This is a genomic window from Exiguobacterium sp. s192, from assembly GCF_018618795.1.
GTDB lineage: Bacteria > Bacillota > Bacilli > Exiguobacteriales > Exiguobacteriaceae > Exiguobacterium_A > Exiguobacterium_A undae.
On sequence record NZ_JACSMS010000018.1, the window covers coordinates 29790 to 41565 of the forward strand.

The following is an 11776-nucleotide window of genomic DNA, read 5'->3' on the forward strand; positions in this document are numbered from 1 at the left end:
CGATGTTAAAAGGAACGAACTTCTTTAAATCGATCCAGTGGAAGCTTGTCGTCATTTACGCGTTGTTGATTTTAGTTGCGATGCAAGTCATTGGCGTTTATTTCGTTCGTTCGCTTGAAAAGCAGTACATTACGAACTTCTCAAAATCTGTCGAAGACCGAGCCGGACTGGTTGCGTACAATGTCGGTAAGGAATTTGATAAGACAGGCGATGATGAAGCCTCAAAACGGCAGTTGTCTGATTCTCTTGGGCAACTGCTGTCTGAGTTTAGTAGTGGCTCCACTTCAAGGAACGATATTCTCGAAGTCCAAATCATCGATCAGGACTCGATCATCCAAGCGACGTCTGATGAAGACAACCAATCGGCTGTCGGGCAACGGGCGACCAACTCGCTGATCAAGAAGGCCCAGGCGACCAGCTCCTCCCGTGTCGATACGGTCCTTGATCCCGGAACAGAAGATAAGATCCGGATCTTTGCGGTCCCTGTCACCTCGGAACGGACCGGCGCGACGACGGGCATGATTTATGTCCGGGCTTCGATGGAATCGATTTACGCCCAGATGCAACAAGTCACACGGATCTTGGCAACGGGGACAGTGATTGCACTCGTCATCACGTCAATTCTTGGTGTCCTGTTATCGCGGACGATCACCCGTCCGATTTCCGATATGCGACGGCAGGCGATTGAGATGCGGCGCGGGAATTTCTCGCGGAAAGTAAAAGTGTATTCGGATGATGAAATTGGTCAGCTGGCCCGCTCCTTCAACGAACTGACGGACGAGCTGCTTGAAGCCAATGCGACGACGGAAGCCGAACGGCGGAAGTTGACGAGCGTCCTTGAAAACATGACGGACGGGGTCATTGCGACGGACCGGACGTTACGGGTCATCTTGATGAATGATCAGGCGAAGGATATCGTCGGGATGGATGATGCCGGTATCGTCGGCATGAACCTGAAGGATCTGCTTGCACTCGGTGACGACTTCATGATTCCGGAAGACGGAACGATGCCGCCCCGCCTGCTTGATTTCAGCAGCGAAGATGAACTATTTTTGGTCCGGGCATTTTTCTCACCGGTCAAAAAACACAGTGGTCCGATTACCGGGATGATCATCGTCCTGCATGACGTCACGGAGCAAGAACAAGTCGAACAGGACCGCCGCGAATTCGTCGCGAACGTCAGTCACGAGCTCCGGACACCGCTGACGACGATGCGGAGTTACCTCGAAGCCTTGGCAGAAGGCGCGTATCAGGACGAAGAACTGGCACCACGATTCCTCGAGACGACACAAAACGAGACGGAACGGATGATCCGTCTCGTCACCGATCTGTTGCAACTGTCGAAAATGGACAGCAAGGAATACAAGATGAACAAAGTCCGCTTTGATTACATCCAGTTCCTGAATGAGATTCTCGACCGCCATGACATGACGAAGCCGGAACGGATTCGCTTCCGCCGGAAAATCATGAAACGCAAAGTCTACATCCGTGGGGATCAGGATAAATTGATTCAGGTCGCGGACAACATCTTGACGAATGCGATCAAATATTCACCGGAAGGCGGGACGATCACCGTTCGGACGATGCTCCGGGCTAAACGGATCGTCATCAGCATCAAGGATGAAGGGGTCGGTATTCCGAAAGCGAACCTGCAGAAGATCTTCGAACGGTTCTACCGGGTCGATAAAGCCCGCGCCCGTAAGATTGGCGGGACCGGACTTGGTCTCTCGATTGCGAAAGACGTCGTCTCGGCACACGGTGGCGACATCTGGGCAGAAAGCGAGTGGGGACGCGGGACGACGATTTACTTTACACTTCCGTATGAGGTGATCGAAGAGGTGGATATCGGATGACGAGACAGCGCCTGAAATCAATCCTCTTGATTTTATTGGTCAGCGGCTCGATTGTGCAGACCGCCATGCTCTGGACGTACCATCCGAGCAGTGAATCGATTGAACAAGAAGAAGTGTCGTTTAATGAAATCGATGCTTCGAAGACTGTCGAAGGCAATCAGCTGGTCAATCCGGAACTCGTCGTCTACTCGAACGGGGAAACGGCTTACCAGACACAAATCATCGGCCGGACGATTCTTAACCGGATCGGCGCATCGTTTGATGTCGGTGTGCTGGTCTTAACGGATAAGGCGTCGAATATCCCGAACAGCAAACGAAGTGTCGAAATGATTTTCCCGACACCGATCAGTGCGAAGATGCTCGAGGAATTGCTCGGCGAAGACCAGATTGCGATGTCGGAACCGATCAAGCGGCTGTATCTGCTCGATTACGAAGGACCGATTCTCCGGCTCGAATCGACGACCGGCCGCTTCAAAGACTTTAAGCTGATTGGCGATGACACGGTCTTAAAACGCCTGTTTGCCTACGATAAGAAGAAACCGATGACGAAAGTGGAGCTCAAGGGCGGCGATTACACATATGTCCCGAGTAATCCGCCACGGCTCGAAGAAGTGTTCGTCTACGATGAAGTCGCACAGGATCCGAAACCGCTCAAGCGGCTTGAAAGTGCGTTCTTTACGGAGAACTCCAACGTCCAGCAAATCAAGAGTCGGGACGATCTCGACGTCTTGACGGACGGTGTCAGTGTCTCGACGTACGACCGGGATTACAATGCGTTTCGTTTTAATACGTTATCACCGAACACCCAGACGTCTTCCGTCGATTACAGTACACTCGTCAGCTACATCAACATTCACGGCGGCTGGCTCGATCAGGTGACGCAACGCAGCGGATTCCGCTACTACTTCGACCAGATGTCGAAATCGGATGAAGAACAGTCGGCAATCTTCCGTCTGTACCTGAACCGCTATCCGGTTTTTGGCGAAACGGGACCGTTGCTGGAGCAACCGGAATTTGATTTGGCGACGATCAAGATCAACTTCGAAGAAAATCAAATCCGTTCCCTCAGCCGGAGCATGCTGCGGGCCGACCGGAAGCTGTTGCTCCGCGAAACGACGTTGCCGTCGATCGAGCGGATTGAACAACAACTGCAAGAAGCGGATCTGCGCGATCAGATTTCCGGTATTCGAATGGGTTACGAGATGACGTACCAAATTTCAACAAGTCGCTCTGCGTTGTTCAAACCGACATGGTTCATTAAACAAAACGGGAAATGGATGACGGTCGATCAAGCTACCGAAAAAGAGGGGTAAGGATTCATGGATTGGAGTAAAGCAAAAACGTTACTGATTCTGACTTTCCTGATTCTGAACGTCTATCTTGCCGTTCAGCTGATTGATCGGATGGTCGATCCCCGGATCGCAACGACGAACGCGGACGGGAAAACCGTTTTGAAAGAACGGAAGATTGATGAAAAAAAACTGCAGCCGGTCTCGAAGGAGATTGGTTATCTGACGGCGGAAGTGGATTCCAGTTCACTCGCTCCGAAACCCGGGTCACCGATTCAGGATGCGATCACATCGGTCAAAAACCAAATCGAATGGTCCGTCCGGCTGACGAAGCCGCATCCGCTCGAAGCGAAGGCGATGCGTGATTCAGCGACATCATTTGTCCAGGCATCAGTTGTCTACGGGACGGATTATACGTTTTGGAAGTATGACAGCAAACGCAAAGAAATGACGTTCGTTCAGACGTACAAGGAACAACCGCTGTATTCGACGCCGCAACAGTCGCGTGAGGATGATGCGATGATTGGTCCGTCGTTACTCGTGCTCCAGTTGAACGAACAAAAGGAAATCGTCAGCTACAAACAACGTCACTTAAACAAAGTCGTCCGTCAGGCTCAGGATGTCACGTTATTGTCCGCGAGTGAGTCCGTCATCCAACTGTCGGAGCAGGGTCTGTTCCCGGCTTCAAAACGGATGACGAGTCAAAAGCTCGGCTACTTCTGTCTGATGACGGAAGGAACGAAGTCGGTGCAGATCTTACCGCCGACATGGCAGATTGAACTGAACGGAGAAGAACTGTATTTCGTCAACGCGATTGACGGCGGAGTCCAGACCATCGAACGGCTTGATACCGTTTCAGAGAAATGAGGAATGCACGATGAGCCTACACTACAGCGTCCTTGCCAGTGGCTCGACGGGGAATGCCCTCTACATCGAAAGTGAACAGACCCGCCTGCTCGTAGACGCCGGACTGACCGGAAAAGCGATGCTCGCCCTGTTCGACCAGATCCACCGGTCACCGGATCAGATTGACGGTTTGTTCGTCACCCACGAACATTCGGATCATATCAAAGGCGTCGGCATCATGGCGCGGAAGTACAATATCCCGCTCTATGCGAACGAAAAGACGTGGGCGGCGATGGAAGCGAAGATCGGCAAAATCGATCCCGCACTGAAGTTCCTCTGGGAAGTCGGCGAGGTCAAACAGTTCGGTGACATTGAGGTCGAATCGTTTAACGTCAGTCATGACGCGGCCGATCCGATGTTTTTCCAGTTCGCCCACGAGGGAAAAAGGCTGGCGCACATCACGGATACGGGTTACGTCTCGGACCGGATGAAAGGCGTCATCCGTGGCGCCGATGCCTATATTTTTGAAGCGAACCACGATATCGGGATGCTTCAGATGGGGCATTACCCGTGGAGCGTCAAACGACGAATCCTCGGCGATTACGGTCACGTCTCGAATGAAGATGCCGCGATCGCGATGAGCGAAGTGCTCGACGACCGGACGAAACGGATTCATATGGCCCACTTGAGTAAGGACAACAACATGAAGGAGCTGGCCCGGATGAGTGTCTCCCAGACGCTCGCGAGCCGCGATGTCGACCTCAGCAAGATCCAGTTGCTCGACACCGATCCCGTCATTCCGACGCCGCTTTTAAAGCTCTGATTATGGGAAATTACTGAATATGCTCAAAAGACCCCCACATTTGGCTAACTCGCCACGTGATGGGGGTATACTTGTGTAAAGAGAGTTTAGAAGGAGGCGTGTGTCGATGGATCGACCAGAAGAACCACGGAACGAATCAGATCAGCCTTACGCATCGACCGATGAGACAAGCGGCTTTCCGCCGCGACGACCAAGTGAAGACGAGCCGGTCAGTCCTTATCGTGAATCATATGAAGAAGAACCACCTGCACCAAAACGCCGCGGCGGCGGAAAAGCCTTTTTTGTCGGCTTGATCGGCGGGATCATCGGGGCGCTGTTGATTGCCTTGATCGCCTGGCCGTTCGTCCGTGACGAGATGACGAGTCCGGCACCGGTCTCGACGGCAACACCGGAACAAGCGGCATCAAACGCGACGGAATCGGAAAACGATATCGTCGGCGCCGTCAGTCAGACGAGAGAAGCCGTCGTCAGCGTGACGAACCTGCAAAACTCATTCCAAGGCGGTGCTCAAGAGACGGGTGCCGGATCCGGTGTCATCTATAAAAAAGATGGCAATAAAGCCTATGTCGTCACGAACTATCACGTCGTCGAAGGAGCCAGCCGCTTGTCGGTCACGTTATCGGACGGAACGGCACTCGAAGCGAAAGTCCTCGGAGAAGATCCGACGTACGATTTAGCCGTGTTGTCGATTGATGCTTCAAAAGTGACACAAGTCGTGAAACTCGGTGATTCGGATACGTTACGTGCCGGAGAAACGGTCCTTGCAATCGGGAATCCGCTCGGGATCTTTGCCAACTCGGTGACACGCGGTGTCATCAGTGCCCAGGAACGGACGGTGCCGGTTGATACGAACAAGGACGGTCAGCAGGACTTCAACACCGAAGTCATTCAGACCGATGCCGCGATCAACCCGGGGAACTCAGGCGGAGCGCTCATCAATACGTCCGGTCAATTAATCGGAATCAACTCAATGAAGATTGCCGAAGCGAGTGTCGAAGGGGTCGGTTTTGCGATTCCAATCAACGAAGCCTTGCCGATCATGCGTGATCTTGAACAAAACGGTGAAGTGATTCGTCCGCAACTCGGAATTCAGATCCGGGACGTCCAGGAATTCCCGAGCGGGTTCCGGGAAGATCGTCTGAAGTTACCAAATGACGTCACCCGCGGGATTGTCGTCGTCGGTTTGACGGGCAACAGTGGAGCGGAAAAAGCAGGGATGAAAGAAAATGATGTCATCGTTGAAATCAACGGCAAGGACATCAACTCGTTTGCCGATCTAAAAAGTGTCCTGTACCGGGATGCGAAAGTCGGCGACAACGTCAAGGTGACGTTCTACCGGGGCGGCGAGAAACAGACACTTGATGTCAAACTGTCGGCGCAAGCGGCGACGGTGCAATAACAGATTCAGATCAACTACTCGTATGCGTGCGGGTAGTTTTTTTGTGCACAGAAAAGAGGGTGTCTCCGGCTCTCATCGTGATTCGCGGTCACGCGCTTTCCTCAGGCGAGGAACAAGCCGCGGGCTTCTTGCCTGTCGGCGTCGACGCCCGGGTCTCGTTTTCCTCTGACAGCGCGGGCGAGCCGCGCTTTTTCCTGTAGGAGTCGCGTGTAGCGGACACGATGAATGAAGGGAATAGCGAAACAGTGGAGTGAGTAACGTCAAAGCTGTGGATAACTTTTTTCGGCCGGAGAAGTCAATTTTTGTTATACTGGTAGCGGATAAATGTGGATAACTTAAAAGGAGGAAAAGACCTGTGGATAAATATGTCTGTTTAGAACACGTCGAGTTAGCGCTCGACGAAGTAGTCGATGAAACGGAAGAGTACCCGATTTTGGAAGAGGTGCCGGCAGAGAAAAACGTCACGTGTGAGTACTGTGACCAGCCCGCGACATATCTTGTGTCAAGCAAAAAATAATTATCAACATGTGGACATGTGGATAACTCTGTGGATAACTCCTGAATTTTCTGTCAGAAAGCGAGAAAAATGATGCAAATTACCATTATCACGGTCGGAAAGCTGAAAGAGAAGTACTTGAAGCAAGGGATTGCCGAATATACGAAACGTCTTGGCGCCTATTGTTCGATTCAAGAAATCGAGGTGCCGGACGAAAAAGCACCGGAACAATTAAGTGACGCCGAGATGCAGCAAGTGAAGAAAAAAGAGGGCGAACGGATTTTAGCGAAGATTGGAGCGGATGTTCATGTCTACGCACTTGCTATCGAAGGAAAGCAACGGACGAGTGAACAGTTTGCGACAGAACTCGATCGACTGGCGACGTACGGCAAAAGTAAAATCGCGTTTGTCATCGGCGGATCGCTTGGTCTCGCACCGGAAGTCATGCAACGGGCGAACGATACGATTTCCTTCTCGAAGATGACGTTCCCGCATCAATTGATGAAGATGATTTTGTGTGAGCAGATTTACCGGGCATATCGGATTAATCGGAATGAGCCGTATCATAAATAAATCTAGTTAGCATATAAAGACCGTATCAAATGATGTTTTATTCATTTGATACGGTCTTTTATGTTGGACATAGAAGGATTAAATTTTTTAACAAGGAATATTGAAATTTAGATAACAGTATACGGGAGGTCGCTCATGAACTGGATTGAACTAAAAGAGGAATCAGAAATCAGGGAATTACTTGAGGACTTTGGTTATTTTCATGACGGGTGTTTGAAGGAAATGCATATGTGGACCGAAACGTATGTTGATGAGAATCTGACGATGGCTGCTCCAAGCGGATTAGATACAAACATCAAACTGTTATTTCAACGTCAGTTCAAAAACCCGTCTGCGATTGAATTATGGTTTGAAGGTGTAACAGGAATTCATATCCTTCCGACACCAGAAAATTTCTCCTCGATACTTTTTGAGGCTGTCATTTTAAAACAGCATGATACTTATTACTGGTCAGATGATATTGATTTCGATCCGAACAATATCGAACAGAACGTAAGTTGGATATCAGCTAAAAAACTTAGATGGAGAGAAAGAAATGATTGGATGGGAAAACAGCATCGATATGGGAGTAGGGGATAAAAATGAAGTACCTTTTGTTTTAAGGTTTTATCAATTACATTTAGACCATATTCAAAATCAATACTAAATAAAAAGTCCGCTTGAAAAAATAACCGGTGAGGTGAGAAGGCATCATGTCATGGAAACACCAGATGTATTTGCATATTTATGCTCAGCATACCAATCATCAAGAATCCTTTATTGTTGGCAATAAACAAGCATTATTGAAATTAAGAGATCTGATCGATGAAGCGCTGGTTGAAACTAAGGCTGCTGAAGGCGGCTTTTTCTCATCAGATGATGAAGGGTACGAAGTCTACGTCGGTCTGGCTAAAAATGAGGAAGCGTTTCTGTCATTGGAAATGCCCTATACGGAGCAGTTTGGGGATCGGAATGATCAAAGACATTTTATCAATTTGAAAAATGATCCTAATGCACCTTATGATCCAATCATTCTTTTCAACGAAACAAAGCAAGCAGAAGAATGACACGTATTCTTCTGCTTTTTTCTTAACTAAAATAGACTTAACAGGCACAAATCATCAAATGATTACCGTCGAGATCTTTAAAATTGAACCAGTGACCGTGTTCAATTTCTGTCGTCAATTCGATGCCTTTATTCTTCATATATGTATAAGATTGTTCGATATTGTTTGTATTAAAATGAAAAAGTGGCGTATTGAGAATATTGTTTGTTGAAAAAATTTTGCTGTCTAACACGATGTCTACACCATTCATCGGAATGACGTACAGGTGACCAAACAAAATCTCACTGTCGGATGGTAAGCCGAGCAGATCACAGTACCAATCTCGGGATTTTTCGACGTTACTGACGGGAATGAAGATGGTCCCGACCTGATTTAAAATCGGATTCATAAGTAACCTCCTTATTTTGAAAGCATGATGAAATCTAAATAATCCCGCTCATTTGAAAAATATTCGTTTGCGATCAAATCATTCGAAACTAGATATGTTCCGTGTAATTCGCCCCGCTTGATGCCGAAGTAACACGTATTTGGAGCTGGCAGACTGGTTTGTTTCTTGATATTTTCCGGTGAGAGTTCAATTCAGTTCCATGCGTCTTCTGCAAGAGGAATGCGCGCAGCAAAAATAGAATGATCTTTGTGAATGGAGACAAGCAAATCTTTGATCTTTAGTTGCGCTGGATTGACATGGGCTAAAATCGGGTCAGCACACGTTGCAATAGATCCACCGATTGCGGTAGCGTCAGATGCTCGTATTAATTCATGAATCATGACGTTACCTCCTTATACATAATGGTCAATCTACCTTCTTCTTTTTCGTTAACATTGCTACGACTACACCGAAAGTGACCGTAACCAAACCGATAAAACCCTGTGGGATATGTCCATACAACAACATAAAAATACCGGCACTGCTTAACGCTACACCTGATCCAATCAAAACTTCTCTCATAACAGAACTCCCTTAAATAAATTATTTGATAAATAATTCTCATCATGAATCAAATATATTCAATAAATAGGAGCAACATCAATCGACGTATTTTTAATATTTAGTAACGAGTAAGTGAAAAATATATAACGACCTGTAGATTATTTAGGATAGCGTATGTATTTTCGCTGCCCTTCAATTATTGATTTATTTTCTTCTATCATTTTATTGTAATTCAAGGTGATCATGGTTTCAAAATCCTCATCTATGATCAGGTTCAGATTGTCCATACTCTTACGCATTTTCCTAGGGTTACCACTAATTCCTTGAACGAATTTTTTAGATTGTCGATCAAGTTCCCTCCATTGTTTCGTTGTCTTTAAAAAAGAAGAGAAAGCATGTATTTCATCATTGTTATCAAGTAAAATTTTTAAATTTAAATATTGATAAAGTGTCAATAAATTTGCTGCTTCCTGTGTTTTAATAATGTCTTTCATAAAGATTTCCCGGCGTATTAATACGTCATTCTCATAATATTGCTTATATTCAGTTACTAGCGTAAATATTTTTTGTTGATTTTTCCAAAGCTCTGAAAATGCTTCTTTTCCAGTCAATACAGATAAATTAGAGTCATCAACAGGTATACTGAGCGGTTGTGTAAAATAGTTTGCATTAATTTTTAAAAAATCTTTGCCGATATCAAGTACATTATGATTTAAGTCGGCAAAAATCGCCAAGTGTCTTTGAGCTTCTAATGCCTCGTCTAGCTTTTCATCACCGATTGTCAAGTATGCTGTTGCCACAGGAGCATTATTCTTAGTAAATCCAGCCATATAATAAGGCGTTCCATTTACCATCCAATACACCGGATTAACAAACACTCCCTCTGTCCATTTCTTATACTTTTTTACTTTGTTCATGAGCAGTTGAGTAATTGAATCATCCATTTCTATATCGCCTCCTTTGACCATTATTACCAAATAATAGCACTATCTAAACTATGGGTATGTGAATTCTGTGTTTACGAAATGAGATAGCATCTTTAAAGATATGTTGTAACGAAAAATCCCTTCATAAAGATAAGCAGATTCATTCAACTGCTCGTCTTATAAAGGGAGATATCAAAAGAAATGTGTTGTTTTATACTTTTTATGTTCGTTCTAACACCGTCGCTAACATCCGGTGCACGACTTCGTGATCGCGGACATCATGCAGCTGATAATCCTTGCCAGGTAATGTGTAAACGTCGGTTGAGCCAACATAGGAGATGGCGAGTTCGAGTGTGCCGTCTTCCTGGCAGGTCGTTCGTAATTCCAGTTCGCCGCTGATGACGCCGACTTCATTCGTCATCACACCGTGCGTGGCGGTAAACGTAGAGGTTTTCGTTTCCATCGAATCGACTCCTTCTTAGTATGTACAGGTGTTCAACATCGTTTGCAGTGCTGTTTTTTCAGAGGATTGGAGACTTAAGCCCCAACGGCTTTTCGTGTTGATCCACATCTTCGAGTACGCACAGCTTGCGCCGGCACGGGTTGGTTTCCATGTCGATGGATCCTGGTCACCCTTTGAACGGTTTGAGCTTGCGGAGACGGCAATCAATTGCGGACCGTTGAGATCGTTTGCGAATGCCTGACGTGTCGTTGTCGTCCAGCTGCTTGCACCTGAACGCCATGCTTCCGCGAGCGGCACGACATGATCGATGTCGAGATCGGACGGGTTCGTGAATGTCAGTCCATCATAATAACTGTACCATGAGCCGGACGTGACCGGACAACTGCCGACGTAAGAATCCGCATCGCGTTTCAAGACGACTTGACGGGTGTCACAGCCGCTTCCTTGGCTGCTCCAATGGGGGAAGAGATCACGGGAGTAACCGGTCATCGTACTTTCGGTCTTGACTGTCAGTGCGTTGAGCTCAGATTGAGCCGTCGCTTTTGACGGGATGCCGGACGGGAGTGCGGAAACGGGTGAGAGGTCGAACTGAAACGCAGTGAGAAACAAAACAAACGATACGGCGAGTAGCTTGATTTTCTGGAACATGAATTGCCTCCTCTTATGTAAGTGTGATGAGAAAACCCTCTCAACTCAATCAGTATGCCACCGAATATTTTGGATAGGGTTAAAATAATGTAAACATTACAAAAGTTGAATACTTTTTACCGAAAATATTTTTTTGGAATTAAGCCTAAAGTAACAGAGAAATAAATTACTTAAAAATTAAAATCAATATCGGATCAAAACGAAGTGAATGATTTAAAAGTACAGAGACTTTTAACATGAAAAAAGCACCCGCTACTGGGATGCTTTGGTTACAGATCTTTATTGTGAGCTGATCGTTTTTTGAAAAATGGACGACTAAAAAAACTAGAATAATATTTGATAAAAAACCAAACGAATCAAAGAATGAACTGAGCCCTAGAGTTTGGACAGTTTAATAAAAGCACCCTTAACGTTTTAAGCTGCTATGAGATGGCTTCGGTATTGTACCGGAGTCATCTTTTGTAGTTTCCATTGTCTTCGTTC

15 protein-coding genes are annotated in these 11776 nt (G+C 46.8%); 9 read left to right on the forward strand and 6 right to left on the reverse strand.

Annotated features, from left to right (window positions below; translation table 11 throughout):
* The first annotated feature begins 2 nt into the window (after positions 1-2).
* From walK to KNP87_RS16585, 9 genes are all read left to right on the forward strand, one after another.
* A complete protein-coding gene (gene walK / locus KNP87_RS16545) occupies positions 3-1853 on the forward strand; it encodes a cell wall metabolism sensor histidine kinase WalK (protein ID WP_026831600.1) in 1851 nt (616 codons plus the stop codon).
* Positions 1850-3166, forward strand: a complete 1317-nt coding sequence (locus KNP87_RS16550; RefSeq protein ID WP_026831601.1) for a YycH family regulatory protein — start codon at positions 1850-1852, stop codon at positions 3164-3166. Before walK ends, KNP87_RS16550 begins: the two co-directional genes overlap by 4 nt.
* A gap of 6 nt (positions 3167-3172) precedes the next feature.
* Positions 3173-4009 carry a two-component system regulatory protein YycI gene (locus KNP87_RS16555; RefSeq protein ID WP_026831602.1) on the forward strand — a complete coding sequence of 279 codons (837 nt, stop codon included), beginning with the start codon at positions 3173-3175 and terminating at the stop codon, positions 4007-4009.
* Between the two features lie 10 nt (positions 4010-4019).
* Positions 4020-4811, forward strand: a complete 792-nt coding sequence (locus tag KNP87_RS16560) for an MBL fold metallo-hydrolase (protein WP_026831603.1) — start codon at positions 4020-4022, stop codon at positions 4809-4811.
* A gap of 106 nt (positions 4812-4917) precedes the next feature.
* Positions 4918-6210: a S1C family serine protease gene (locus tag KNP87_RS16565; RefSeq protein WP_035387548.1), complete on the forward strand. Its 1293-nt coding sequence runs from the start codon at positions 4918-4920 to the stop codon at positions 6208-6210.
* Positions 6211-6565: 355 nt separating this feature from the next.
* Entirely contained in the window at positions 6566-6727 is a 162-nt protein-coding gene (locus KNP87_RS16570) for a CxxH/CxxC protein (protein WP_012371885.1), read from the forward strand.
* A gap of 72 nt (positions 6728-6799) precedes the next feature.
* Positions 6800-7279: a 23S rRNA (pseudouridine(1915)-N(3))-methyltransferase RlmH gene (rlmH, locus tag KNP87_RS16575; protein ID WP_214722320.1), complete on the forward strand. Its 480-nt coding sequence runs from the start codon at positions 6800-6802 to the stop codon at positions 7277-7279.
* A gap of 135 nt (positions 7280-7414) precedes the next feature.
* Positions 7415-7858, forward strand: a complete 444-nt coding sequence (locus KNP87_RS16580) for a hypothetical protein (RefSeq protein ID WP_214722321.1) — start codon at positions 7415-7417, stop codon at positions 7856-7858.
* 113 nt (positions 7859-7971) lie between these two features.
* The gene (locus tag KNP87_RS16585; RefSeq protein WP_051524762.1) at positions 7972-8325 is read left to right on the forward strand and encodes a hypothetical protein; all 354 of its coding nucleotides are present in this window, start codon (positions 7972-7974) and stop codon (positions 8323-8325) included.
* Between the two features lie 37 nt (positions 8326-8362).
* Here KNP87_RS16585 and KNP87_RS16590 read toward each other — a convergent pair whose 3' ends face one another.
* From KNP87_RS16590 to KNP87_RS16615, 6 genes are all read right to left on the reverse strand, one after another.
* Positions 8363-8713: a VOC family protein gene (locus tag KNP87_RS16590; protein WP_214722322.1), complete on the reverse strand. Its 351-nt coding sequence runs from the start codon at positions 8711-8713 to the stop codon at positions 8363-8365.
* Between the two features lie 191 nt (positions 8714-8904).
* Positions 8905-9093, reverse strand: a complete 189-nt coding sequence (locus KNP87_RS16595; RefSeq protein ID WP_214722323.1) for a hypothetical protein — start codon at positions 9091-9093, stop codon at positions 8905-8907.
* Positions 9094-9118: 25 nt separating this feature from the next.
* Complete coding sequence (locus KNP87_RS16600; RefSeq protein WP_214722324.1) at positions 9119-9274, reverse strand: hypothetical protein; 156 nt, start codon at positions 9272-9274, stop codon at positions 9119-9121.
* Positions 9275-9414: 140 nt separating this feature from the next.
* A complete protein-coding gene (locus KNP87_RS16605; protein WP_026831609.1) occupies positions 9415-10200 on the reverse strand; it encodes a hypothetical protein in 786 nt (261 codons plus the stop codon).
* 202 nt (positions 10201-10402) lie between these two features.
* Positions 10403-10645 carry a hypothetical protein gene (locus KNP87_RS16610; protein WP_012371879.1) on the reverse strand — a complete coding sequence of 81 codons (243 nt, stop codon included), beginning with the start codon at positions 10643-10645 and terminating at the stop codon, positions 10403-10405.
* 15 nt (positions 10646-10660) lie between these two features.
* Entirely contained in the window at positions 10661-11293 is a 633-nt protein-coding gene (locus KNP87_RS16615) for an HNH endonuclease family protein (RefSeq protein WP_026831610.1), read from the reverse strand.
* Between the last annotated feature and the right edge of the window lie 483 nt (positions 11294-11776).

Excerpts from the sequence above, each read along its gene's own strand:
- walK (WP_026831600.1), top strand. The coding sequence starts at position 3 with ATGTTAAAAGGAACGAACTTCTTTAAATCGATCCAGTGGAAGCTTGTC.
- KNP87_RS16550 (WP_026831601.1), top strand. The coding sequence starts at position 1,850 with ATGACGAGACAGCGCCTGAAATCAATCCTCTTGATTTTATTGGTCAGC.
- KNP87_RS16555 (WP_026831602.1), top strand. The coding sequence starts at position 3,173 with ATGGATTGGAGTAAAGCAAAAACGTTACTGATTCTGACTTTCCTGATT.
- KNP87_RS16560 (WP_026831603.1), top strand. The coding sequence starts at position 4,020 with ATGAGCCTACACTACAGCGTCCTTGCCAGTGGCTCGACGGGGAATGCC.
- KNP87_RS16565 (WP_035387548.1), top strand. The coding sequence starts at position 4,918 with ATGGATCGACCAGAAGAACCACGGAACGAATCAGATCAGCCTTACGCA.
- rlmH (WP_214722320.1), top strand. The coding sequence starts at position 6,800 with ATGCAAATTACCATTATCACGGTCGGAAAGCTGAAAGAGAAGTACTTG.
- KNP87_RS16580 (WP_214722321.1), top strand. The coding sequence starts at position 7,415 with ATGAACTGGATTGAACTAAAAGAGGAATCAGAAATCAGGGAATTACTT.
- KNP87_RS16585 (WP_051524762.1), top strand. The coding sequence starts at position 7,972 with ATGTCATGGAAACACCAGATGTATTTGCATATTTATGCTCAGCATACC.
- KNP87_RS16590 (WP_214722322.1), bottom strand. The coding sequence starts at position 8,713 with ATGAATCCGATTTTAAATCAGGTCGGGACCATCTTCATTCCCGTCAGT.
- KNP87_RS16595 (WP_214722323.1), bottom strand. The coding sequence starts at position 9,093 with ATGATTCATGAATTAATACGAGCATCTGACGCTACCGCAATCGGTGGA.
- KNP87_RS16600 (WP_214722324.1), bottom strand. The coding sequence starts at position 9,274 with ATGAGAGAAGTTTTGATTGGATCAGGTGTAGCGTTAAGCAGTGCCGGT.
- KNP87_RS16605 (WP_026831609.1), bottom strand. The coding sequence starts at position 10,200 with ATGGATGATTCAATTACTCAACTGCTCATGAACAAAGTAAAAAAGTAT.
- KNP87_RS16610 (WP_012371879.1), bottom strand. The coding sequence starts at position 10,645 with ATGGAAACGAAAACCTCTACGTTTACCGCCACGCACGGTGTGATGACG.
- KNP87_RS16615 (WP_026831610.1), bottom strand. The coding sequence starts at position 11,293 with ATGTTCCAGAAAATCAAGCTACTCGCCGTATCGTTTGTTTTGTTTCTC.